Annotated in this window: 25 protein-coding genes; 6 read left to right on the top strand and 19 right to left on the bottom strand. The window is 32.7% G+C overall.

Annotated elements, in window-relative coordinates:
* Positions 1 to 57: 57 nt before the first annotated feature.
* Complete coding sequence (locus tag KTC94_RS07255; RefSeq protein ID WP_216303448.1) at positions 58 to 477, bottom strand: HutP family protein; 420 nt, start codon at positions 475 to 477, stop codon at positions 58 to 60.
* A gap of 204 nt (positions 478 to 681) precedes the next feature.
* Here KTC94_RS07255 and KTC94_RS07260 point away from each other — a divergent pair, with 204 nt between their 5' ends.
* Positions 682 to 1,242: a TetR/AcrR family transcriptional regulator gene (locus KTC94_RS07260; RefSeq protein WP_216303427.1), complete on the top strand. Its 561-nt coding sequence runs from the start codon at positions 682 to 684 to the stop codon at positions 1,240 to 1,242.
* Positions 1,243 to 1,383: 141 nt separating this feature from the next.
* Here the strand turns inward: KTC94_RS07260 and KTC94_RS07265 are convergent, their stop codons facing one another.
* Positions 1,384 to 3,081, bottom strand: a complete 1,698-nt coding sequence (locus KTC94_RS07265; RefSeq protein WP_216303426.1) for an oleate hydratase — start codon at positions 3,079 to 3,081, stop codon at positions 1,384 to 1,386.
* A 591-nt stretch (positions 3,082 to 3,672) separates the two neighbouring features.
* Here KTC94_RS07265 and KTC94_RS07270 point away from each other — a divergent pair.
* From KTC94_RS07270 to KTC94_RS07285, 4 genes are all read left to right on the top strand, one after another.
* Entirely contained in the window at positions 3,673 to 4,995 is a 1,323-nt protein-coding gene (locus KTC94_RS07270) for an ABC transporter substrate-binding protein (RefSeq protein WP_216303425.1), read from the top strand.
* Between the two features lie 94 nt (positions 4,996 to 5,089).
* A complete protein-coding gene (locus KTC94_RS07275; protein WP_216303424.1) occupies positions 5,090 to 5,953 on the top strand; it encodes a carbohydrate ABC transporter permease in 864 nt (287 codons plus the stop codon).
* Positions 5,950 to 6,783, top strand: coding sequence for a carbohydrate ABC transporter permease (locus tag KTC94_RS07280; protein WP_165411558.1), 834 nt, complete (start codon positions 5,950 to 5,952; stop codon positions 6,781 to 6,783). Before KTC94_RS07275 ends, KTC94_RS07280 begins: the two co-directional genes overlap by 4 nt.
* A gap of 277 nt (positions 6,784 to 7,060) precedes the next feature.
* On the top strand, positions 7,061 to 7,729 hold the full coding sequence (locus tag KTC94_RS07285) for a DUF4397 domain-containing protein (RefSeq protein ID WP_220286411.1): 669 nt from the start codon (positions 7,061 to 7,063) through the stop codon (positions 7,727 to 7,729).
* A gap of 86 nt (positions 7,730 to 7,815) precedes the next feature.
* Here the strand turns inward: KTC94_RS07285 and KTC94_RS07290 are convergent, their stop codons facing one another.
* Genes KTC94_RS07290 through KTC94_RS07320 form a run of 7 tightly spaced genes read right to left on the bottom strand, consistent with a single transcriptional unit; the run spans position 7,816 to position 13,548 of the window.
* Positions 7,816 to 9,135, bottom strand: coding sequence for a S8 family serine peptidase (locus tag KTC94_RS07290; RefSeq protein WP_220319954.1), 1,320 nt, complete (start codon positions 9,133 to 9,135; stop codon positions 7,816 to 7,818).
* An 18-nt stretch (positions 9,136 to 9,153) separates the two neighbouring features.
* Entirely contained in the window at positions 9,154 to 9,567 is a 414-nt protein-coding gene (locus KTC94_RS07295; protein ID WP_220319953.1) for a hypothetical protein, read from the bottom strand.
* Entirely contained in the window at positions 9,557 to 10,183 is a 627-nt protein-coding gene (locus tag KTC94_RS07300) for a hypothetical protein (protein ID WP_220319952.1), read from the bottom strand. Before KTC94_RS07300 ends, KTC94_RS07295 begins: the two co-directional genes overlap by 11 nt.
* Before the next feature lie 35 nt (positions 10,184 to 10,218).
* Positions 10,219 to 11,325: an ABC transporter permease subunit gene (locus tag KTC94_RS07305; protein ID WP_220319951.1), complete on the bottom strand. Its 1,107-nt coding sequence runs from the start codon at positions 11,323 to 11,325 to the stop codon at positions 10,219 to 10,221.
* Complete coding sequence (locus KTC94_RS07310; protein ID WP_220319950.1) at positions 11,309 to 12,193, bottom strand: ABC transporter ATP-binding protein; 885 nt, start codon at positions 12,191 to 12,193, stop codon at positions 11,309 to 11,311. The genes KTC94_RS07305 and KTC94_RS07310 overlap by 17 nt, the downstream gene beginning before the upstream one ends.
* Positions 12,177 to 13,004, bottom strand: coding sequence for a hypothetical protein (locus KTC94_RS07315; protein ID WP_220319949.1), 828 nt, complete (start codon positions 13,002 to 13,004; stop codon positions 12,177 to 12,179). Before KTC94_RS07315 ends, KTC94_RS07310 begins: the two co-directional genes overlap by 17 nt.
* The gene (locus tag KTC94_RS07320) at positions 12,973 to 13,548 is read right to left on the bottom strand and encodes an RNA polymerase sigma factor (RefSeq protein ID WP_220319948.1); all 576 of its coding nucleotides are present in this window, start codon (positions 13,546 to 13,548) and stop codon (positions 12,973 to 12,975) included. The genes KTC94_RS07315 and KTC94_RS07320 overlap by 32 nt, the downstream gene beginning before the upstream one ends.
* A 347-nt stretch (positions 13,549 to 13,895) precedes the next feature.
* Between KTC94_RS07320 and KTC94_RS07325 the strand changes: the two genes are divergently transcribed.
* Positions 13,896 to 14,921 (top strand): PTS transporter subunit IIC, encoded by a 1,026-nt coding sequence (locus tag KTC94_RS07325; protein WP_220319947.1) that lies wholly within the window; start codon positions 13,896 to 13,898, stop codon positions 14,919 to 14,921.
* Positions 14,922 to 15,001: 80 nt separating this feature from the next.
* On the opposite strand, the gene KTC94_RS07330 is transcribed toward KTC94_RS07325, so the two are convergent.
* The 10 genes from KTC94_RS07330 to KTC94_RS07375 form a co-directional block, all read right to left on the bottom strand.
* Positions 15,002 to 15,457, bottom strand: coding sequence for a PadR family transcriptional regulator (locus KTC94_RS07330; RefSeq protein ID WP_165411550.1), 456 nt, complete (start codon positions 15,455 to 15,457; stop codon positions 15,002 to 15,004).
* A 6-nt stretch (positions 15,458 to 15,463) separates the two neighbouring features.
* Positions 15,464 to 16,312, bottom strand: coding sequence for a DegV family protein (locus KTC94_RS07335; protein WP_216303414.1), 849 nt, complete (start codon positions 16,310 to 16,312; stop codon positions 15,464 to 15,466).
* Positions 16,313 to 16,525: 213 nt separating this feature from the next.
* On the bottom strand, positions 16,526 to 17,293 hold the full coding sequence (locus KTC94_RS07340; protein ID WP_216303413.1) for a cobalt-precorrin-6A reductase: 768 nt from the start codon (positions 17,291 to 17,293) through the stop codon (positions 16,526 to 16,528).
* 99 nt (positions 17,294 to 17,392) lie between these two features.
* The gene (gene cobJ, locus KTC94_RS07345; RefSeq protein WP_216303412.1) at positions 17,393 to 18,109 is read right to left on the bottom strand and encodes a precorrin-3B C(17)-methyltransferase; all 717 of its coding nucleotides are present in this window, start codon (positions 18,107 to 18,109) and stop codon (positions 17,393 to 17,395) included.
* 20 nt (positions 18,110 to 18,129) lie between these two features.
* Positions 18,130 to 18,882, bottom strand: a complete 753-nt coding sequence (cobM, locus tag KTC94_RS07350) for a precorrin-4 C(11)-methyltransferase (RefSeq protein WP_220286413.1) — start codon at positions 18,880 to 18,882, stop codon at positions 18,130 to 18,132.
* Between the two features lie 81 nt (positions 18,883 to 18,963).
* Positions 18,964 to 19,629, bottom strand: a complete 666-nt coding sequence (locus KTC94_RS07355; protein WP_220286414.1) for a cobalt-factor II C(20)-methyltransferase — start codon at positions 19,627 to 19,629, stop codon at positions 18,964 to 18,966.
* A 67-nt stretch (positions 19,630 to 19,696) separates the two neighbouring features.
* Positions 19,697 to 20,302 carry a precorrin-6y C5,15-methyltransferase (decarboxylating) subunit CbiE gene (gene cbiE / locus KTC94_RS07360; RefSeq protein WP_220319946.1) on the bottom strand — a complete coding sequence of 202 codons (606 nt, stop codon included), beginning with the start codon at positions 20,300 to 20,302 and terminating at the stop codon, positions 19,697 to 19,699.
* A gap of 59 nt (positions 20,303 to 20,361) precedes the next feature.
* A complete protein-coding gene (cbiD, locus tag KTC94_RS07365; RefSeq protein ID WP_220286415.1) occupies positions 20,362 to 21,447 on the bottom strand; it encodes a cobalt-precorrin-5B (C(1))-methyltransferase CbiD in 1,086 nt (361 codons plus the stop codon).
* 92 nt (positions 21,448 to 21,539) lie between these two features.
* A complete protein-coding gene (locus KTC94_RS07370) occupies positions 21,540 to 22,166 on the bottom strand; it encodes a precorrin-8X methylmutase (RefSeq protein ID WP_165411542.1) in 627 nt (208 codons plus the stop codon).
* Positions 22,167 to 22,243: 77 nt separating this feature from the next.
* On the bottom strand, positions 22,244 to 23,569 hold the full coding sequence (locus KTC94_RS07375; RefSeq protein WP_220319945.1) for a cobyrinate a,c-diamide synthase: 1,326 nt from the start codon (positions 23,567 to 23,569) through the stop codon (positions 22,244 to 22,246).
* Positions 23,570 to 23,601 lie beyond the last annotated feature (32 nt).

The following is a 23,601-nucleotide window of genomic DNA, read 5'->3' on the forward strand; positions in this document are numbered from 1 at the left end:
TTTTCAAATTGTCAATATATTTCTAAAATATTAGATTTTTAAATTATAAAATTTCAGTTAATAAATATCAGGTATAGAACGATGTGAAAGTCCTATTACAACCTCATTCAAATGGAGCAAACCTATACTTAAAAATATACATACACTTATATGTTCACCAGATCTCGCTATTCCCATTTTCCCACCTACATTTAATCCGTTAGCTTTAGGTGCAACTTGGGCTAAAGCATCTTTAGTAGCACCAGCTACAGCACCCTCATGAACATGACAATCCTTTATAAGTCCACCTCTTTTTGAAGCTACAATAGCACTTTCAATTACCTTTGTAGTAAATGCAGAAAAATTACCTCCAATATCTATTGCAGTAACCAATATTCCTTTTTCTTTATAAGCTGCGATAAATTTTTCTTCACTAGCTCTTGGACATAGGGACATTTTCACAGAAATTTTAGCAATATCTGTACTTTTATGATCCATAAGTATCACCTCTAAATTAATATTTTTCAATTTTAGTATAACATATATTATACTTGCATCTAAAAGTTTTATCATTTTATATTTTTTAGGCTACGAACATGATTCCGTAGGATATAACTAAATCCAGCTCCTTACTACCTCATTGACTAACTCCTTCATTATAAATATAATATATATAATGCGCAGGGAAAGGAGCTGTAATGTATGTCACAAACCACAAAAAAAGCTTTAGCATCATCATTGAAAAAACTAATGAATACTACTCCATTAACAAAAATTACAATTAATGATATTGTTAACGACTGTGGAGTAAATCGCCGTACATTCTACTATCACTTTCAAGATATCTATGCACTTTTAGAGTGGGTTTTCGAAACTGAAGTTGCTAGTGTCATGGCAGAAAATAAAACGTATCAAACGTGGCAACAGGGATTTTTGCAAATATTTCTCTATTTAGATCAAAATCATAAAATGGTGTTAAATACCTATAATTCCGTTGGGCGTGAGTATTTGGAAACCCATTTATACAATGCAGTGTACACCCTTGTCTTTAATGTTGTTGATGAGCTCGCCGTGGACATGAAGATTTGGGAAGAAAAAAAAGAATTTATAGTTAATTTTTATAAATTTGCATTTGTAGGGTTATTGCTTGATTGGATAAGAACAAAGATGGTTAAAAATCCAGAACAACTTATCGCCGATCTCAATAATGTAATAAGTGGCGATATCCATAGAGCATTATCAAAATGCAAAATACAAAAATAGTAAACACTTTTGCCAACCATACTGTCACTGATAGTATTTTTATTTAAACATCAGAAATTGTATGTGGTAGTTATTATAAAAATATTTATAATAAAGAGAACCAGGAGGAATTAAATTTCTCCTGGTTCTCTTTTTTTATATTTAAATTAACCCTTCAAGTGTTGTGTTTTTTAAAAGTTTTTTCACAATCATCTCAGCGGGGAGAGGACGTCCACTATATAATGCCTTTGTTGCCGCAGCAATCACGCGAACATCGTATTTAGTGGGATATACATCTGGTACTTCTTTCTCAAGATTAAGTAGCGTATAAACCGCCATCATAGCTGAACGAATGGAATATTCAACTGTGAATACACAATCATCTGCAACTTCTGCAAATTGTCCTAAAAAGGCAAGATTGTTACTTCCTTTCGGAATAACGTCAGGACGATCACCCTTGACACGTGGCATAAACTGACTGGTTGTATAAGGCATCATGCAAGGGATAACATTAACGTTTTTAAGGATTTCTGGTATTTCATCTTTCTTACCCATATGGTATAAAAGTTCCGTTACAAGTTCTTCACCAGTGCAATCACACATTCTCTTTTTTACAAAATCTCCAATATTGTCAGGGAAAAGACCATAAGCCCATAGTACCAATACATTTTTAGGTTGGTCAATAAAGTGAGGCTGTCTATTACAAGTTACGCTCAAAAGCCAGCTTGAATCTTTGATAGTTATAATACCTCCTGTAACAGTTTTCCCGGAATATGGGTCATTACCTGTTAATTCCTTAAGAAGATCTGCTATTTTAGGATCCGCGCTAGTTATAGTAAAAGATTCCCATTTGCTTTTGTCTATGTCACTACAAAAAACTTCTGGTTTTCCAAATGAAGGATCTTTCTTAGCTATGTTTTTCCATAAATCCCAGCAACCTGCTGTTCCACGATTAATTGTTGCAGGCTCGTGCATACTTCCAATCGTAGAATTTTCTGTCATAGATCCATTGGTAACAAATACCAAATCATTCTCGGTTGTATGAATTATTTCTTCCTTGCCATTATGCAACAGTCGAATGGCCGTAACAGTTTTTTTATCAGTTTCTATATCAATATCCAAATCTGTAACCTGTGCATTTAGGTTAATGACTACATTTTTAGACTGCAACCATTTTTCCAAAGGAAGAATCATAGACTCATACTGGTTGTACTTTGGAAACATAATGTTTTTCATATGGCTCATTCCAGGAAGCAAGTGCATAAAACGTTGCATATATCGTTTCATTTCCACAACGCTGTGCCAATTTTCAAATGCAAACATAGAGCGCCAGAAGCACCACATATTAGTTTCTAAAAAAGATGGGTGAAAATACTGCTCAACAGTTGTGGCTCCCAAATTTTCTTCGGTTGCAAGAAGAAGCATAGTAAGTTGCTTAATATGAAGATCGTTTAATCCAAGAGAGGAAAAATCGGCCTTTTCACCACAGTTATGAAGTAACCTACAAGTCGATTCGTTAGGGTCAGCCATATTTAGCTCTCGAAATTCGTCCAAAACAGTTCGATTAGGGGCGCTTAGAGAAGGAACCGCGCTAAATAAATCCCAACAACACTCATAATGTTCTTCCATTTCGCGTCCACCGCGAACAACGTAACCGTCCTTTGCGTTTCCAGCTCCATCCATACTACCACCGATAATATGTGCTTGTTCTAAAATAGTGATATTTTTACCATCCATATGACCATCTCGAATTAAGTATGCAGCAGCCGCAAGAGAGGCTATACCTCCTCCGACTAAATATGCTTTTTTGTTTTCAATGCCTTCTGGCTTTAAAGTATTAATATTTTGAAAATTCCCCATAAATATTCATCCCCCTAAATGTTAATTAATTCATACGTCTACTAAGTAATTTACTACAACTACAGAAAAAAACAAATCATCAATCTTCAACTAATGTGCAATTTTGCAATAAAATCATAATTTTGTGCAATAAATTCAGAATCAAGCATAATTCTCCATTAAATCTAAAATTCATTATTTTTCATACAAATCACCTCTACTCTTCTTATTTTTGAGTTCTAATAAATACGATACTAAATGCTAACAAAATTAGGTTTATAATTACTAAAATCACTCCTCATTGACCATACTTGAAATATTGGAACGCTCTCTTAAATACCATAGTTATAGGGCCCTGAAACTTCACCAGTGGTAGTTATAATAAAAGCTCAGCAATGTACTGATATCCACGGAATGGCTGTCACATATCAAAAAAATTTATTAGAATAATATCAGTAGAAATGTTATATCTTCTCTTTTAGTATTTACTAAAATACTGAAAGAAAAAAATAAAATTACTATATTGACAATATTCTCTAAATGGTTTATTATAATGTTTAAGCAAACGATTGCATAGATAAGATTTAATTAGAAAATAGGGGGGGCTTAATAATGAAGAACACAAAAAAGCTTATAGCAGTTGCATGTACAGTTGCTATAATGACAGGTATGTTGTCTGGTTGTAGTAAAAGTACAGATCCTGCTGCTTCAAAAGCGGTAGGCAAGGATGTCGTAGTGGACATATTCCAATTTAAAGTTGAAGCTAAGGATGCTCTTGAAAAAGCTACAAAAGAATACATGGCATTAAATAAAAATGTTAAAATTAATGTACAAACAGTTGGCGGTGGAGAAGACTACGGTGCGGCATTAAAATCTAAATTTGCATCAGGACAAGAACCAACAATATACAATATTGGCGGAACTCAAGATGTCCTTGACTGGAAAGCTAAACTTCAAGATTTATCAAGCGAACCATGGGTATCACAAGCTTACCCAGGAACTTTAGATGCTGTAAAGATGGATGGTAAACTTTATGGTATGCCGTTTAACCAAGAAGGATCTGGACTTATTTACAATAAAACAATATTCACAAAAGCAGGAATTGATGCTTCAAAAATCAAAACATATGCAGATTTAAAAGCCGCATCGAAAACATTGGATTCAAAGAAGAAAGAATTAAAGATAGATGCAGTATTTGCTTTACCTGGCAAGGAAACTTGGGTAACAGGATTACATTTATCTAACGTTGCTTTTGCAAATGAATTTCCAACAGTTGTAGATGCATTTAATGCAAAAGAAATAACATTCAAACAAAATGAGCCATTAAAGAAACTATTAGATCTTCAAATTAAATATGCTTATAAGCCAGATGGTACTAATAAATCAATTAACAGCGTGGACTATTCTACTCAAGTTGAAAAAATGTTCTCTATGAGTAAAGTAGCAATAATTCAACAAGGAAACTGGGCTTTTGGATCAATAGATGGTATCGATCCAGAATTGTCCAAAAATATTGGTATATTACCAATGCCTTTAGATGGCGTTAAAGAAGGTTGTATCCAAGTTGGAGTACCTATGTATTGGGCTATTAACAGTTCAAAAGATGATGGAGCTAAGAAAGCTGCTGCAGACTTCTTAAACTGGTTATATACTTCAGACAGAGGTAAAGAAATGATCATTAAAGACTTTAAGTTTATACCAGCTTTCAAAGGTTATGACGGTGAGAAATTACAACCAACAGATGCACTAGGTAAAGAAGTACTTAGATACGTAAACGAAGGAAAAACAATTCCATGGGTATTTATGGGATATCCTACTGCATGGGGTATGGAAAAATTCGGAACAGACGTTCAAAAATATATTGCTGGCACCATCACATGGGATAAATTAGTAGATAATATGAAAACGACCTGGTCAGCAGCAAGAAAAAAATAATGAATATGATTTAAGATTTCAAAATCCTGGGAAAGTTCAAATCTGTTCCAGGATTTTATTAATATCAAGCTAATGTACGAAAGGAGATACTGTAATGAAAAAAAATAATGCGTCATTTTGGATGTTTGTAGGTCCAATTTTAGCTGTGTTCACTATAGTTTTGATCATACCATTGCTTTTTGGAGTTTACTATTCTTTTACAGACTGGAATGGAATTGCATCCGATATAAGTTGGATCGGATTTGCAAACTACGTCTCTGCATTTAAGGATGAGACTTTCCTTGCTTCATTCTTATTTACAGCTAAATTTACTATAGTTTCAGTTGTTGTAATAAATTGTATTGGATTTGGCCTCGCTTTACTTGTAACAACTGGTATGAAAAGCAATAATCTACTTAGAACTATATTTTTTATGCCTAACTTGATAGGAGGACTTATACTTGGATTTATTTGGCAGTTTATTTTCACACAAGTTTTTTCTGGACTTGGAACTATTTTTCATCAGCAATGGTTACTTGGATGGTTATCGGATGGGACTACTGGATTTTATGGGTTAGTAATTTTAATGTCATGGCAAATGTCAGGATATTTAATGGTTATTTATGTAGCTGCTCTTCAAAACATACCACCAGAGCTTACGGAAGCAGCTGAGATTGATGGTGCAAATGCATGGCAGAGAATAAAGAATATTACATTCCCTCTAGTAGGACCTGCCTTTACAGTAAGTTTATTTTTAACTTTATCTAATTCCTTTAAACTTTATGACCAAAATTTATCCTTAACTGCAGGTGGTCCTGCAAATTCAACACAGATGCTCTCTATGAATATTTACAACACCGCATTCAAATTTAATCAAATGGGCGTAGCGCAAGCAAAAGCTGTTATATTTTTACTAATAGTTGGTGCGGTTACTTTAACACAAGTATATCTTTCTAAGAAAAATGAGGTGGAAGCATGATAAAAAAAACCAGAAAATTAAATGTAGGTAAACTAGCTCTAGGAGTTATTGGTATTGCCTTAGGCGCATTATTTTTATCACCTTTTTATATCATTATTATCAATTCCCTTAAAACAAAAAAAGAATTATTTGCAAGTGTATTGTCCTTTCCTGAAATATTCACTTTAAATAATTATAAAGAAGCATTTGATAGGTTGCACTATTTAAATGCAATTACTAACTCTTTAACAATAACAATATCTGGTGTTATTTTTATTGCAATATTCGCTTCAATGGCGGGCTGGATGTTAGAGCGGACAAAAACAAAACTGAGCAACGCAATTCTTTTGTTATTTATTTCATCCATGTTAATACCTTTTCAAGCAATCATGTTGCCCCTAGTTAGAATTATGGGTAAATTTAAATTATTGAATATGGGTGGACTCATATTTATGTATCTTGGCTTTGGATCAGCCTTATCCATATTCCTGTATCATGGTTTTGTAAAAGGAATCCCAAAGGAGTTAGATGAAGCTTCCATGTTAGATGGTTGCAACAAATTTCAAACCTTTTGGTATATAATATTTCCTTTGTTAAAACCAATAACTGTTACAGTTTCTATCTTAAATACCGTTTGGATTTGGAATGATTTTTTATTGCCATCCTTAGTTATTAATAGACCAGGAACACAAACATTGCCACTCCGAACTTTCTTTTTCTTTGGTGAATATACCAAACAGTGGAATTTAGCTCTTGCGGGACTAACTCTCGCAATTATTCCAGTTATAATATTTTATTTTTTAGCACAAAAACAAATTATAAAATCTATTGCAGCTGGAAGCATAAAATAATCAGTTTTTCTTTAAATTGTAGATATCTTTAGTGTGAACCAAACTTAGGAATCCATACAATTTCTAAGCTTATTTAAAAATTTCTACATAAATAGCCAACTAATAAATCCCGGAAGATGTTAATTCTCCGGGATTTATTAGTTGGCTATTTATTCAACAGATTCATTCAATAATACGAGTTTTACCATGTGATAGTCGAGTTACAACTAATTTCAGTAACATTCTAGGATTGTTCTTCATATATTAATACAGTAGAAATATTTGAAGGGAGCCTTTTATGTTCTATTGTCCAAACAATTATAATGATCCTTATCCGCTATATAGAGTTACCCCTAAGAATTCTTATTTTAGGATTCTTCATGCTTCACCTAAATCCCCAGCTGTTGATGTATATATTAATGATATGTTAAAATTTAAAAACCTTACTTATGGTGCTTTTACAGATTATATAGAAGTTATGGCTGGAAATTACAATGTAAAATTGTATGCTACAGGTACTAAAACTACACCTGTACTTAATAAAAATATTTTTATTCCGCCTGAAAAAATTTACACCGTTGCAGTTATTGGTCTATTACCTAACATTGAGTTACTACCTATTCCAGAACCTATAGTTATAAATCCTAGTAACAATGCTTATATTAAATTTGCTCATTTATCACCTAATCTTGGTGCTGTAGATGTTGCATTACCAGACGGTAAAATTCTACTTAAAAATATTAAGTACAAACAATTTACTGATTATATAGAAGTCCCTGTTGGAACTTATACTTTAGAAGTTAGACCTACTGGTACCACGAATATTGCTTTATACGTCCCTAATATAAAACTAAAACCTAATCGTTTTTACACTGTTTATGCTGTAGGATTAGCTAACGATATTCCAGGCCTTCAAGCTCTAATTCCTCTTGATGGTAGTTCTTATTTAGATTTACGCGAAGATTAGTTATTGCGTGTTTTTGATAAAAAATATTAAAATTAAAGTTCTAGGATTTGCAAAAATTCCTAGAACTTTATGGTGCGCTGAAATTCTTACTTATCATCCTTTAATGCTTCTATTAATTTTATTGGATTTATCAGTTTGCCTGTTTTGGTTTCTTTACCTTCATTGCTTATATCCATGGCATCGCCTGTTCTCAGTGCAGTACTCCAAAATAAATCAGGAGTGATATTGGGTTTTACTTGACAAGACAGGGCATATAGTCCAGCAAGATAAGGTTCTACCGAGCTCCACCCACCTATTCTATTAAAACTGTAGCCCTTGACATCTTCAGGAATCGCAAAGGTTTTTGAGCTCATTGGAACTAATAGCAATTCTTTTGCTGCTAATTTATTATACTTTTCTTCATAATATTTACCAAATCCAGGTATCTCTGCTACGAAAGAAATCCAATTACTCCATTTATGAGGTTTGTAGGAGGATTGTTTCTCTGGATCAGCCATAGGTTCTCTATCAACTCCATAATACCAAAACTTATAATTAGAAGTTTCAAATATATTGGCAGAAATAACGAAAATCCCAGCATTTTCGGCTCTTTTCACAGCTTCATTCATTTCCTTATATCCTTTATTATTGGGACCCCATACAGCTGAAATTGATAATACTCTTATTTTATCTTTTTCAGAAAGAGTTTTATTAATTTTTACAATTTTATCAATTGCCTTTACCTCCGCCAACGTGTAATCTATTTTAGAATTATTTTCTTTAGTATTAAAATTATAGCAACCAACATAATAAAGCTTAGCTTTTGGTGCAACTCCTATTGACTTACCTACAGCTATTGACGTCATTGCAGGCCCATGCATTGATGATTCTCCCCCACAATTGATCTCATCATAAAATTTTATCTGATCTTTATATTGCTTATGATCAACTAATAAGGGCTGGTCTATTATTGCAATATTAATTCCTCTACCATCTATACCCTCATTATTAAGCTTTCTTATTCCTAATCCTTGATTTTTGCCAAGCTCCAAAATGGTATCTGGCTTATATTCTTTTGTCATTTTTTCAGGCCATTTAGTATAAGTACTAAAAAAACAATTACTAAGTTGTTCACTATTTTGACTTAGATTGACATTACTTAAGTCACTATACCGTAAATCAAGATAACCGTTAAAATTTTTCGCATCTCCTAAGAACTTTGATTTGTGACCTGTTATTACATTAAGACCACCAATATTTTCTCCAGATGCAGGAGGATGCCTCACAATATAAGTCCCACTTTTAGAAGTAGAAGTATTTTCACAATTAGAGCTTTGTAATGCAGTAGTTACAGCATTATTTTTTGCATTGCAACCTGAAAGCATTAAAACTATAGATAATGCTAACAACAAATATATTTTTCTCATATTTATCCTCCAAATTTCTTAATCTGAAACATTATGATTAATAAATAAGCGCTTAGTCATTAATATACAACTTATTGATGCTACTAACATTACAAAGAATGCTAGGTAAGGATATAATACAGGATATCCCAGTATATTAAACGCTTTAAAGTCTTTATACAAATAATCCGAATAAATGTATCTTATATAATAAAAATCTGTTAAATTCTTTAGCCACTCTGGAAGAATACTTTGAATAATTTCAATTACATTTATAGCTACAACAGCCGCAATTCCGGTGAATGCCGGAATAAGCAAATTTTTAGCTTTTGCAGAAATAACTAAAATGAATAAACCAAGAGCTATACCCGCAGTAAGATTAGTTAGAAATTGAAGAACAAAATGTCCAAACATGCTTAAAGGGAATGCAACACCGCTATAATTACCCAGCATACTTATATCGAAAATTGTCTGAAGTGTACATGCAAAACCTGCAATAACAATGATATATACTTGCTGCTAATATTTTTGCTCTTACTATAGTATTTCTTCCTTTTTTACTACTTAGTATTAGATCATCAACACCAGTTGAATATTCCTCAGAAAATATAGGAGATATTCCAAGTATAATAAGAAACGCAATAAAGCAATATATATCATTTTTTCTAAGAATAGACGGCCATATACTATGGTAACTGATGGCTTCTGGTGATCCTATCTTTTTAAGGTAAGTATATTCTAGGTTCTTTTTCCTATAAGCATAACTACTTATCCCCTTTACTTTTTGAATTTTTGTTATTTCATTTTTTAGTTTAGTAAGCTTCTCTTTGTGATTTGACCACAATATGTTAAGACGAGAAATTGTGCTATATAATATCTCCTGCTCCATATTACTTACCATTATTGTATTTTTACCAGTATTAATTGCATTATTATATTTTTTAAATGTATTATTTACATTAGAAAGCTGCGAAGCTATTAATACAATGAAACCTGCAAGTATCACTATTCCAATAATTACTATCTTCTTTGAAAATATTTTATATAATTCATGTCTTACTAAATCCATAAACTCACCTCCATCTATACTTCAAAAACTGTAATTTAATTAATAACTTCATGTTTTCTAAAAGAGCGCTTTGTAATATATATAGAAATCATAGAAAATATTATTAAAGCAATACCACAAGCGAATATATTTATCACAGGTGTCCCAAATATATTATAAGTATTAACCATTTGTAATAAAGCAGAAGGACTTATAAAATAACCATATGAATTTATAAGTCCAAGTTTAGATTGCTCAAGACTCATATTTCCAGCAAGATATTTAGGTATTAGAATTGCTGCAAAACTAACGAAGAACGTTACAAGTAGATTCCTTATACGTGAGGAAAACATTAAAATCAATAACCCGAATGCTAATATCCCTATAAATATCATCAAGAACTTCAATAAATATACCTGAGATATATTTAGCTGATATGGGCTAAAAGAATACATTCCCAAAGCTTGCATCGGGCTATCAAAACCTTCTATATTTCCATAGTATAAAATAGATGATAGAATCGTTGTAATTCCAAATATTAAAACAACAGAAGAAGAATATATACATGAAGCAAGGACCTTTGCAGTAATTATAGTTTTTTTACCATACTTACTGCTTAATATAAGTGCATCCATACCACTCGAGTATTCTTCTGAAAATACTCCTGAAAGTCCCAAACATAAAAGTAGTAGTAAACCAACAGGTATAATATAACTTGTACTTATACGATTAATATTCCCCCAAAAACCTAAGTAATAAGGCTTTTCATTCTCGTTTACTTTTTTATACATATTAAGCTCCATAACCTTTGATTTGTACTCATATCCAGTGATACCACTGGCCTTCATTTCATTTAACTTCTTTTGCAATTCAGCAACATTTTCATCATTATTTGTTTTATATTCCTCTAAGTTAAAAATATTTGTATAGATTGATAATCCCTCTTTTTCTTTTTGTGTAATTTGACTAAGTTTTGTTACATTACCACCAGTTTTATAATATTCTTTGACTAAATTTTTAGCCTCTATCGCTTTATCCCCACCACCTGTCAATATTGTACTTAATATTATAATTGTTACAAACACTGCCAATAAAATTAAAACACTTTTCTTATAATAAATTTTATAAAGCTCATGCTTTATTAAATTAAATAGCTTGCTCATCAGTTTGTTCCTCCTCAAAATAATACATGTATAAATCCTCTAGTCTTGGAACTTCAACTTTCGCTTTAGGTAAAGGTTTTTCATCGCTTATTATTCTTACTTCAATGCCTTTTTCTTTTCTCATTATATTGCCTACTTTAAAATCCTTATTAAGCTCATTTAGCATATTTTCCTCAACTATAGCGCTCCATACTTTGTTTTCCATATTCTTTAGAATATTATCGATAGAATCTTTTTCAATAAGCTCTCCATTTTTAAGCAGAAGTACTTCCTTTGAAATATATTCTATATCCGAAACAATGTGAGTAGAAAATATTATTATTTTATCCTTTGACATATCTGATATCAAATTTCTGAATCTTATCCGCTCCTTTGGATCAAGTCCTGTGGTAGGTTCATCCAATATAAGAATTTTAGGATCATTTAGTAATGCCTGTGCTATTCCTATTCTTTGTTTCATTCCACCTGAAAATGTTCCCAGCTTTTTTTTACTAACTGCCTTCAAATTAACAAGTTCAAGCAGTTCGTCAACCTTTCTTTGGGCAGAACGTGTATCAAGTCCCTTCAAGGCTGAAATGTACATAAGAAACCTATGGGCAGTAAAATCTTTATATATACCAAAATTTTGCGGTAAATATCCCAGAATATCCCGATACCTATCTCCCATTACCTTAATATCCTCACCATTAAGAATAACTCTTCCTCCTGTTGGATTTAAAATATCCGTCATTATTCTCATAAGTGTTGTCTTCCCCGAACCATTAGGACCAAGAAGTCCATACACTCCTGGGGTTAGTTCAACCTTTAGATTTTTAACCGCATATTTGTCTTTGTACTGTTTTGATATGTTTTCAAGCACTAATTTCAATTTGATTTCCCCTCTCAAAAATATTATTATATCTGCTTTGTAAAGCTTTAAGCTGTAGTACTAACATTAATGTACTGATTGATAATATAACCATATATGCAACAGTATCAAGTTGCATAATGGTATTTACAAATTTCTTATCGATGCACATATATAAAATTACCATTGACCAAATTGATACAATCGCAGCTACCGCATAATCTCCTTTGATTTTCATTGCTATCCAAAGTGATACTCCGGAAACCAATGTAAGCGGTGTTAGCCACAGTACTGATAGCTTCCATAGATCTATATTGCTCCTAAACATGTATAGAACGACGGAAAGTGCTGTATTCATAAATATACTGTAAATTCCTATAACTAATATTCTCGAAAGCATTATCTCAATAGCTGATATTTTACAGCTTAGTTCAATTTCAAGCACACCACTGTCACGACCTTTGAATACCTCAACTACACCTAAAATAGAAGGCAAAGGCGCTAACGCCATAATGGTAATGTATGGATCAATCTGATTAATAGATATAAAATACCCTATAATGAATATTGCGGTGCAGAAAACCCAGTAAATCTTACTTATAAAAGTTATTTCTCCTGCTGCCATCCTTATAATATGGCAGAACTTTTTAAATCTTTCATTTTTTATCGGTACATATTGTCTCAGAACTTCTATCGTTGCATCTATTTCCTCTTCCCCTGGGAGTTCTATTGTATAATTTTGCATATACGTGAGCAACTCTTCTACTGCCTTGTCATCATTATCTGGTATGACCTGAGATTTAGCGATAAGATTCTTTGGCACTTTTTTCATTTTTTTCACTCCTTTCAAATACTTGTTTAAGTTTTCCTATGCCTTGCTTTAGTCTCGACTTTACTGTTGATTCATTACTTTGTGTTATATATGCAATATCCTTAATCTTTAAATCATGATAATATTTTAAAATTATAGCATTTCTTTGAAATTCGGGAAGTGTCGTAATTGCATTTTTTATCTTCTGCCTCTCAATTTTCCTACTCATTATTTCATAAACATTGCTATTTTTATCAATTATATTTGTATTAAGCTCTATGTTACTTTTATTTTTTATAGCGCCGCTACTTCTAAAATAATCATTGCATGTATTTGCTGCAATCCGTAGCAACCAATTTTTAAACTTTCCTTCATCTTTATAAGATTTAATTGATTTAACAAGCTTTATTAAAACTTCTTGTGTAATATCGTAAGATGTATGATAGTCTCCAATATGTCTATATATAAATGAAAACAATAATTTATAATTATTTTTAACCAAAATTTCCATTGCATATTGATTTCCGCTTTGTATTTCCTTAATTAATTCTTCATCAGTCGACATTCCATCACCACCCTTCTACATATAATAACGTAAAGTTTTATTTAAAAGTTTTAAATAAAAAAATAAAATTAGCCTATATCTTAAATTACTATGTAAAATAAGATATAGGCTTTACTTTATAGGCTAATAACCTCACTAATAATTCACTATATATTAGGCTTGTCATTTTTTTGTATATCTTATTGATGTGTTTATAATAAGATGTTATAATGTTGTCAGGCGCACATGTATATACACCAGTATATACATGTGCGCCTGAGTTAAATAACAGTTTATGTGCATAATATTATAAACATTATTTATATTCATAACTTAACAAAGTATATATTTTATTAGGAGGAAACCTCATGGAAAAATTCAAAATCGTTGTAAAAAAAGGCCTTAAACGATATTTTTTAGATGCCTTGAGTGCAATGGCATTAGGTCTATTTGCTTCATTAATTATTGGACTAATACTAAGTCAATTATCAAAAATACCTGCACTAGCTTTCCTTGAAGAGTTTGCAGAAATCATTTCAGTTAAATCCCCTGTAGTTGGCGCAGCTATTGGTGTGGCTATAGCTTGGGGCTTAAAAGTTACCCCACTTACTATGTTCTCCTGCGCTGCTACTGGTGCTTTTGGATATATGTATATGGGTGGTGGCCCAGTAGGATCTTTCATTGCTGCAGTAATAGGTGCAGAACTTGGCAACTTTGTGTCTGGAAAAACTAAGATTGATATTGTTATAGTTCCCATTGTTACTATTGTTACTGGAAGTATATCCGGTAAGTTTGTTGGCCCTTATATCTCAGTTCTTATGACGAATATTGGTGCAGTCATAAATTCTGCTACAACTCTTATGCCTATTCCAATGGGTATTGCTGTATCTACTTTAATGGGTTTAGCGCTTACTGCTCCAATTAGTAGTGCTGCCATAGCAATTTCACTAAAAATGTCTGGCCTTGCAGCCGGTGCCGCCACTGTTGGTTGCAGTGCTCAAATGATAGGTTTCGCTGTTTCTAGTTATAGAGAAAATAAGATAAGTGGTTTAGTATCTCAAGGACTAGGTACCTCTATGCTACAAGTACCTAACATAATAAGACGTCCCCAGGTTTGGATACCTCCAACACTTGCCGGTGCAATACTCGGCCCTCTTGCTACTACGGTTTTCTCCATGAAAAACAACTCTCTAGGTGCAGGTATGGGTACTAGCGGTCTTGTAGGTCAGTTTGGAACCCTTGCCGCTATGCAGGGGAGCCAACCTACTTCGGTGATAGTTTTAAAAATATTACTTCTACACTTTATAGCCCCTGCTGTTTTAACTCTACTCTTCTCAGAAATTATGAGGAAGAAAGGGTGGATTAGTCAAGGAGACTTAAAGCTTAAGCTTTGAGTTAGTGAGCTTTAAAAGAAGCTGCAGGTGATAATACACCCTTTGGGTGAGTTCACCTGCAGCTTCTTTTGTTATAATATTTAATTGTATAAATCACTATAAATAATTTTAAATACTTCTAAAGCCTCTTCTATTTTATCTTGTAGTAGGTATTTTTTATTTTCTAGCTGCCTTCTACCTTCCACCGTGATTTTATAAATTTTCTGTGCTTTCTTGGAATTACTCCATTCCCCAATAATCAATTTTTCTTTTTCTATTTTTTTTAAAAGAGGATATATTCCGCCTGTACTAGGAATCCAAAGACCATTTGTTCTATCACCAATTTTATGAGATATATCGTTTCCATTAGTTTCGCCTAAACTTAGAATGTATAGCACGTACAAAGGTAGTAACCCTTTTGTGAATACTTGACCTACAGCTTCTTTTTCCTTTTGAACTTTTCGAAGCTGTAAAAGTTTTTTCTTGTATTCAACATACAACCTCTTTTCCTGCACCCTAATGTCTATCTCACTTTCTTTATTCACTATATCATCCATTTTTATTTAAGGTTCCTCTATACAAACCATTCCTACCAAACCTGGTCCACTATGAACCCCTGATACAGGACTTATATATCCTCCGAATTCTACGGAAATAGCATTTGGATGGAGACTTATACTTTCCATTACTTTTTTAGACTCTTCTAATGCATCACCGTGTAATATATAAACCCTACACTTCTTTTTATCTAAAATGCTATTTGTAAGTTCTACAAGTTTATTAAGAGATTGCTTTCTACCCCTTACCTTTTCACATGTACAATACTTACCTTCATCATCAAACGAAATTATAGGTTTAATGTTTAAAAGCTCAGCTATTGTGCCTGCAACTTTCCCTATTCTTCCACCTTTTTTTAAGTACTCTAAAGTCCCTACTACAAAGTATAGATGGATTCTTTTTTTAATAGACGGAATAGCTTCAACAATTTCTTCAAAACTCTTTCCTTCTTGTATCAGCTTTCCACATTCCGTTACTATTAATCCTTCGCCTAGGGCTATAGATTGTGAATCACATACATGAGTAATAATACTTGGATGATTTTCACTTGTAAGCTTCACAGCATTAAATATACCTGATAACCCAGTAGATAAAGTTATTGCTATAACATGAGTGTATCCTTCTTCTTCTAATTTCAAAAACAGTTCTTCCATATCCTTCATTGATGGCAAAGAGGATGTAGGTACTTCTGTTTTCATATTATCGTAAACTTCTTGTGGCGATATATCTATATTATCCAAATATTCTCTATCAGAATAGATAATCCTAAAGGGTAATACATTTATATTATATTTCTCTATTGTTTCTTTACTTAAATCGCTTGTAGTGTCTGTAATCAACGCTATTTTATTCAAATTAAATCCTCCTACATTACATAATATCAATATTATATCACTATAATATATGTGTATCAATAGTGATACATCCACAATCATTTTAATTAGTTTGTACAAATAACTACAAATGTATGCATACAGGTATGTGAGACAGTTAATGAATTTAAATAATACATAATTATAAACCCCTTTAGCTAATATTAAACTAAAGGGGTTTGTATAAACTAATTTTTACATCGTTAATTCCGATATATATTTTATAAGTTCTATTTCACTATAAAACACCTGTGAATATACCATTGGTTTTCTTCCTATTATAAACGCTGGTATATTATTATCTATAGCTGCTTTTATTTTGTCGTAAGTTCCACCTTGAACTCCGCTATCCTTCATGAGTATTGCCTTAGCCTTGTATTCTTTAATAAAGCCACAATTTAATTCATAGCCTACAGGACCCTTCATCGCCACTATATCCTCAACTCTTATTCCTAATTCTAAAATCTCTTCTAGAACCTTAACAGAAGGTAAAACTCTATGTATTATCCTATTATTTAAATTAAAACTTAGAATTTTATCTATATTTCTGCTACCAGTGGTATTTAAAATATTTCCCTCTACTTTTGTAAGCTGTGTATATAGACTATCATAATCCTCCACCACAATAACATTTTTATTTTTCTTAAATTTTTCCACAACTGATGGCCTCTCATATCTAACATATTGTACTCCATAGATTTTACATGCTTCCATTGCATTTTCAGTAATTTCTAGAGCATAAGGGTGAGATGCATCAATTAATATTTTAATATCATGTAATCGTATGACTTTCATTAACCCTGAAAGGTCTAATGGTTTTTCATTGAAAATTTTATATTTATAATTTTTCAAAAGCTCTGCGCCATAAGCCGTAGCTGTTGAGATGAAAATATCCTCTGTAAACCCATTCAGTCCTGCAAGAATATTTTTCCCCTCTGAAGTCCCTACAATTAAACCTATCATTTTTATTCACATCCTAAAATAGTTGGGGACGGTTAACAACTTTTTCTTACTTATTAGTTTACTAATAGCTAAAAAGTTGTTAACTGTCCCTCAATTTTTTTAAACCTTATAACCTCTTGGTGTTATAAACTTACCATCTTTTACATAGCTTTGACTGTTACCAATTATAACAATTGAAAGCATATCAACTATGTTTTCATCAAAGGTATCTAATGTAGATATACTTACTTCTTGTCCATCCCTAAGCGCGTTTTTAACTACGGCTATTGGTACGGTTCCTTCTCTATATTTTTTTATTAAATCTATACTTTCTTTTAAATAATGAGGTCTACCCTTACTTTTAGGATTATATAATGAAATTATGAAATCGCCTTCTGCGGCTAACTTTACTCTTTTTGTAATTAATTCGTATGGAGTCATTAAATCGCTTAAGCTTATGTTACAATTGTCATGCATTAAAGGTGCTCCTAGTACTGAAGCTGCAGCTGACGATGCTGTAACTCCCGGAATAACCTCAACCTCCTCATCTATTCGAAGCTGAAGAATTAATCCCGCCATTCCGTAAATTCCAGCATCACCAGTACTTATTACACTAACTATCTTACCACGGCAAAGCTCTAATGCCTTTTTGCATCTTTCTTCTTCTCCCATCATGCCTGTAGAGAATACTTCCTTGCCTTGTAATAATGGTTTTATCATATCTATATATTTGTTATAGCCTACAACTATATCACTCTCTTTAATGGCTTCCATTGCTCTTATTGTCATATGAGAAAGTCCACCTGGTCCTATTCCTATTACATATAATTTACCCAATTCTACATCCCCTTCGCTATCTATTTTTTTCCTTCTCTAAACATATGTGTAAAGGTCTTGTCATACAAAAGGCTCTTTTCATATTCACAATCTATAAAATCGCCTACAAGAATTTGAGCACATTTTGTTATTTTAGCTATTTTTACCTTTTCTGCTATATCATCTAAAGTCCCAATAATAGCTCTTTCATCTGGCCAAGTAGCTCTTTCAATCACAGCTATTGGAACATTCCTTCCGTAACCTGCTTTAAGCTTTGCAACTACCTTGTCTATCATACTTATAGATAAAAAAATAGCCATAGATGCTCCAACTGATGCAAGTTTTTCTAAATCTTCTGTTTCAGGTACTGGGGTTCTACCCTCTACTCTTGTTAAAATTAAAGTTTGAGTTACACTTGGAAGTGTGAATTCTTTTTTTATAACAGAAGCTGCCGCTGAAAAGGAGCTTACTCCTGGTACTATTGAATAATCTATATTTAGTTTATCTAACTCATCCATTTGTTCTTTTATAGCTCCGTATATAGCTGGGTCTCCAGTATGTAGTCTTACTACATTTTTATTTTCAATATGTGCCTTTCTCATAACCTCAATAACTTCTTCGAGTGTCATTGAAGCGGAATTATGAATTGCTGCATCTTCCTTACAGAAAGTCATATGCTCAGCACTCACAAGCGATCCCGCATATATAACTACATCTGCACTAGATAATATATTTCTTCCCTTAACTGTTATTAAATCCACATCTCCTGGCCCTGCACCTATAAAATAAACCATAAAATCCACCTATCCCTTATTAATTATTATTGATATAGTTGTTAACCGTCCCCGCTTAATTAGTTGTTACCTGTCCCTACCCTATTCCTTCTTAGCAATTATTAAACTCATGTACTCTTTATTTTTTAATATATCCAAACGGCTTCTTAGAACTTCTTGTCCTTCCCTACCTGCTTTTTTAACATATACATAGCTATATCCCTTTGCTTCTAGATGATTTATTACTTCCTCTTCTACTTTATAAACCTTCATAATTACTAAGAATTTTTCATCCTTTATAGTATCAAGCCTAGATGCTGGAAGTATTAAAAGAGGCTCATTACCAATTACTAAATACTCATTTGCAATACTCGCACAAGCACAAAATGATGTTATACCTGGAATTGTTTCAACTTCATATCCGCTTTCCTTTATATAATTTAAAAGATATATATATGTACTATATACAAACGGGTCGCCTATAGTTAAGAAAGCCACATCTTTCCCAGCTTTTAGCTTTTCTTCAACAGCTTTAAATGCTTCATATATTTTAGATTCCTGCTCTTCTCCCCCCATAGGAAAATGCTTAACTAGCACCTCAGAGTCCTTATTAATATACTCTTCTGCTATTTCATGTGCTATACTTTTGCCTCCATTCATAGCACTAGGCACTACTATTACATCGCATTTTCCAATAGTTTTTATTGCTTTTATTGTAAGTAATTCCTTATCTCCTGGTCCTACCCCTACACCATATAATTTTGCCATGTTTAATCCCCCATATCTAAGTAAGCACAAACAAATCAATATTATTGTTTATTTTTATGTATCTTACTTAATTTAAATTTTCTATAACAACCACACTAAGGTCATTAAAAGTTTTTTCCTTAATTTCTTCCACTGTACCTTTTATTATTCTTTCATCCTCGTATGATAATTCTTCCCCAACATATGCTGTGGCTTTAATATTATTTTCATAGAGCTTTCTACATAAAGCCTGTGGCGAATTACTTTTATCCGTAAGCCACACAGATATCTCGTGTTCCCGCACTATTTTTATGAATTCTTCTCGTCTTCCATGCATACTACCTAAATAAGCGTTTTGCCACGGCTTTTGGAGCTTACACATTAAGTATTGAAAAGAACTTATACCAGGTACTATTTCTATTTTGCTTTTAAAATTACTCTTTATATAATTTGTGATACCATAAAAGCATGGATCACCTGATGCTATTATTGCGATATCCTTCTCTATGTTTTCTGTTATAAAATTCATAATATCCTTTAATGTTTTCACTACTATCTTTTCGACATTAATCTTTGGTATACTCATTGCAGCTCTTTCAAATCCTATGATTACATCAACCTTTTCCATAGTCTCTACTGCCAAAGGAATAATATATTTAGGGCTTCCAGGCCCAATACCCACTATATAAACCATATACTCTGCTACCTTTCATTATTTATTCATCTATTAGTTGTTAACTGTCCCTAACCATTCTAACTATTCTTTCTTGTGTCACAGAGAATTCCCTTATCCATCGAAAACATAATAACCTCTGCCGGAATTGTTTCATAAGTATACTGGAATAATCTTCGCTTTACCTTATTTGCAATGTTTTCATATATATCCTTATAATTTTCACCTACTAGCTTTATTGCTCCTTCAGTAGTTTTTTCCTTATATACCTGTGTAATAAGCTGCGTAGGTGCTCCAGCCAACGCCAGTTCTAAAGCTATTACTTCAAGCCTCACATCACATACTCTACTGTGAGTTTGAAAACATCCCGCTGCAATTTTACTTACCTTTCCTATATGTCCTACTAAAATTACACTTTCTACTTCCTTTTCCATACAGCTGTTTAGTGCAAATCCTATGAAATTTGAAATCATTACTATATTGTCAACTTTAAGGCCTACCTGTGCAGCCACATCCTCACCCATGTTACCAAAAACTAAGGTAAGATTTTTATGCCCCGCAGCTACCTTTTGACATATTTCTATATGTATAGATTGTGTGAGAGCTTCTTCTGACATTGGTGTCACAATTCCTGTTGTTCCGAGTATTGATATACCACCTTCAATGCCAAGTCTAGGATTAAATGTTTTCTTGGCTATTTCTTCTCCCTTAGGTACAAATATAGTTATTGTAATCCCAGATTTCTTAGGAAGCACCTCTTTTACTTCTTTTTCTATCATTTTTCTAGGTACTGGGTTTATTGCCCATTCCCCTTTGGGTACATATAATCCTTCTCCTCTAACTATCCCTACACCTTTTCCACCTTTTAATGTATATACTGATTCTGCTTTTTCAGCCCTTGCCCAAATTTCTATACCATTAGTTGCATCAGGGTCATCCCCCGCATCTTTTATAATACAACACTCAGCAAAATTTTCTCCCTTTGCTACCTTAGATATTGGTAGCAATAATTCTATACCCTTTGGAGTATCTATCCTTATCTCGTCTATTTCGGTATCATAAAATAAAATTTGTGTGGCAGCTTTTGCTGCCCCAGCAGCACAAGAACCAGTGGTATATCCACATCTAAGCTTTTTTCCATTACTATTAACATATAAATTCAGCATTATTACGTACCCCCTGTTAAGTTTCTTATTCATTTAAAGATACCTAACATTTATTTCAAAATGCCTAATAACTATGAAACTCTAGCGGATTACTAACTCCTATCTACTATCATGTACATCAGTGCATTTAAAATGGATGCAGCTACTGTGCTTCCACCTTTTCTTCCTCGCACTGTTATCATTGGCAGATCTAATTTTTCAATTTCTTTCTTAGATTCTGCTGCTCCAACAAAACCTATAGGTGCTGCCAATATAAATTTAGCATTACACTTTCCTTCCTCGATTAGTTCCTTTAATCTAAACAAAGCTGTAGGTGCATTACCAAATATGAAAAATTCTACTCCATCATCTACCGCTTTTTCAACTGCTGCCATAGACCGCGTTATGTGACGCGCTTTTGCTATCTCTGCCACTTTTTCATCACTTACATAGCATAAAGCCTTACAATTTAAATCTTTAAGAGCTTTTTTGTTTATACCTGCCAGTGCCATTTTTGTATCAGTATAAATGGTAGCTCCATTTTTAAGTAACTCTACAGCCTCATCAATAGCTCCATCCCTAATATAAACTATGTTTTTATAATCGAAATCTGCTGTAGTATGTATTACTCTTTTGATTATTGAAAGCTCTTTGTCAGAAAATTTATGTTCTCCCATTTCTTCTCCAATAATTTCGAAGCTTTTTTTTTCTATATCCATAGGAATCTTTATATAATCCATATTTTAATCTCCTTTTCTTTTAATTTAAATAATTTAAATAAGTGTTCATAGGTAGGGACGGTTAGCAACTAATTAATCTATTTGAAAATCTCCTTAAACCATTGTAAGTTTCCCCAAAAATGCACATGTCCATAAGCTGCCATAGTATTTTTTTTAACATATCCGCATTGCCAATTTTTCTCATATCCATCATAACCCTCTTTAGAAAGCTTAAATACCTTTTCTTCAGATAAATTAACAATAGATTTATGAAACTCATGACAGTTTATACTCATATTTTGTGGTAAAATATTATTTTCTACCCCTACCTTTATTTCTGCATACCCAAAGTTCTGAAGCTTTTTTGTTAAGGTGTAATACCCCTTAAAAAAGCCAACAGTATTATGTGATATTTTTTCTTCGCCTTGCAGTTTTTCTCCCTCAGTAAGATACATTAATCCTCCACATTCGGCGTAACAGTGTAGCCCATTATCAAGAGCTTTTTTTATACTGCCAAGCATTGATGTATTTTCAGATAGCTCCTTTATAAAAACCTCAGGGTACCCTCCACCTATGTAAAGAAAATCAATATTACTGGGTAGCTTCTTATCTTTAATTGGACTAAAATATATAACTTGTCCCATTTCCTCTAGAAGCTCTAAATTTTCTTTATAATAAAAACTAAAGGCCTTGTCATAGGCTACAGCTATCCTTTTCCCCTTATTCTCCACATGGAAATCATCTATATGCCTTTCACTTTCTTTAAATTGTTCTAACAATAAATCCATATCCAAATGCTTTTCTAATAACTTGGCACAGATTTCAATTTTCTCATCTAAATCCTCTGTTTCACTGCTTTGAATTAGCCCTAAGTGCCTACTTTTTAAGCTTAATCGTTCATCTTTTGGAAGATAGCCTAACACTTTCAAGTTACAGTTTTCTTTAATTGCTGCCTTAAGTAACTTATAATAATTTTCTGTTATATTATTTAGTATTATGCCCTTTATATTCGCATCTTTAAAATTTACTATTCCATTAATTTCTGCACAGAGGGTTGCTACCTGAGCCTTTGGAGACAATACAAGTATGATAGGCAAGTCTAAAACCTTTGACACGTGATACGTAGAATAGGATGTATTTATGCCTTTTCCATCATATAAACCCATTACACCTTCGACTACACCCAATTCTCCGCATCCTCTAGAAAAGCTAGCCTTAACTCCCGCCTCTCCCATAAGATACAAATCCAAATTTCTTGAACCTTTACCTGTTATCTTTGTATGAAAAGCTGAGTCTATATAATCAGGTCCTACTTTATACCCTTGTATCTCAAATCCCCTATTTTTAAACGCTTTCATAATTCCGAGTGTTACTGTGGTCTTACCACCACCACTTGAATCTGAAGCTATGACTATACTCTTCATTTATATTCACATCCTTTTGCGGACTATCCCCT

This window comes from Clostridium sp. CM028 (assembly GCF_030585565.1).
GTDB classification, from domain to species: domain Bacteria; phylum Bacillota; class Clostridia; order Clostridiales; family Clostridiaceae; genus Clostridium_AD; species Clostridium_AD estertheticum_B.

Bases quoted from the DNA above. Each gene is read 5' to 3' on its own strand.
- KTC94_RS07265 (WP_216303426.1), bottom strand. From the start codon at position 3,081: ATGGGGAATTTTCAAAATATTAATACTTTAAAGCCAGAAGGCATTGAA.
- KTC94_RS07375 (WP_220319945.1), bottom strand. From the start codon at position 23,569: ATGAAGAGTATAGTCATAGCTTCAGATTCAAGTGGTGGTGGTAAGACC.
- cbiE (WP_220319946.1), bottom strand. From the start codon at position 20,302: ATGGTTTATATAGTGGGTATTGGGCCTGGAAGCCCTAAATATATTATT.
- KTC94_RS07305 (WP_220319951.1), bottom strand. From the start codon at position 11,325: ATGAGCAAGCTATTTAATTTAATAAAGCATGAGCTTTATAAAATTTAT.
- KTC94_RS07295 (WP_220319953.1), bottom strand. From the start codon at position 9,567: ATGCTGGGTAATTATAGCGGTGTTGCATTCCCTTTAAGCATGTTTGGA.
- KTC94_RS07290 (WP_220319954.1), bottom strand. From the start codon at position 9,135: ATGAGAAAAATATATTTGTTGTTAGCATTATCTATAGTTTTAATGCTT.
- KTC94_RS07280 (WP_165411558.1), top strand. From the start codon at position 5,950: ATGATAAAAAAAACCAGAAAATTAAATGTAGGTAAACTAGCTCTAGGA.
- KTC94_RS07270 (WP_216303425.1), top strand. From the start codon at position 3,673: ATGAAGAACACAAAAAAGCTTATAGCAGTTGCATGTACAGTTGCTATA.
- KTC94_RS07355 (WP_220286414.1), bottom strand. From the start codon at position 19,629: ATGGCAAAATTATATGGTGTAGGGGTAGGACCAGGAGATAAGGAATTA.
- KTC94_RS07315 (WP_220319949.1), bottom strand. From the start codon at position 13,004: ATGAAAAAAGTGCCAAAGAATCTTATCGCTAAATCTCAGGTCATACCA.
- KTC94_RS07285 (WP_220286411.1), top strand. From the start codon at position 7,061: ATGTTCTATTGTCCAAACAATTATAATGATCCTTATCCGCTATATAGA.
- KTC94_RS07325 (WP_220319947.1), top strand. From the start codon at position 13,896: ATGGAAAAATTCAAAATCGTTGTAAAAAAAGGCCTTAAACGATATTTT.
- KTC94_RS07340 (WP_216303413.1), bottom strand. From the start codon at position 17,293: ATGATAGGTTTAATTGTAGGGACTTCAGAGGGGAAAAATATTCTTGCA.
- cobM (WP_220286413.1), bottom strand. From the start codon at position 18,882: ATGGTTTATTTTATAGGTGCAGGGCCAGGAGATGTGGATTTAATAACA.
- KTC94_RS07370 (WP_165411542.1), bottom strand. From the start codon at position 22,166: ATGGATTATATAAAGATTCCTATGGATATAGAAAAAAAAAGCTTCGAA.
- KTC94_RS07275 (WP_216303424.1), top strand. From the start codon at position 5,090: ATGAAAAAAAATAATGCGTCATTTTGGATGTTTGTAGGTCCAATTTTA.
- KTC94_RS07255 (WP_216303448.1), bottom strand. From the start codon at position 477: ATGGATCATAAAAGTACAGATATTGCTAAAATTTCTGTGAAAATGTCC.
- cbiD (WP_220286415.1), bottom strand. From the start codon at position 21,447: ATGCTGAATTTATATGTTAATAGTAATGGAAAAAAGCTTAGATGTGGA.
- KTC94_RS07260 (WP_216303427.1), top strand. From the start codon at position 682: ATGTCACAAACCACAAAAAAAGCTTTAGCATCATCATTGAAAAAACTA.
- KTC94_RS07330 (WP_165411550.1), bottom strand. From the start codon at position 15,457: ATGGATGATATAGTGAATAAAGAAAGTGAGATAGACATTAGGGTGCAG.
- KTC94_RS07320 (WP_220319948.1), bottom strand. From the start codon at position 13,548: ATGTCGACTGATGAAGAATTAATTAAGGAAATACAAAGCGGAAATCAA.
- KTC94_RS07300 (WP_220319952.1), bottom strand. From the start codon at position 10,183: ATGGATTTAGTAAGACATGAATTATATAAAATATTTTCAAAGAAGATA.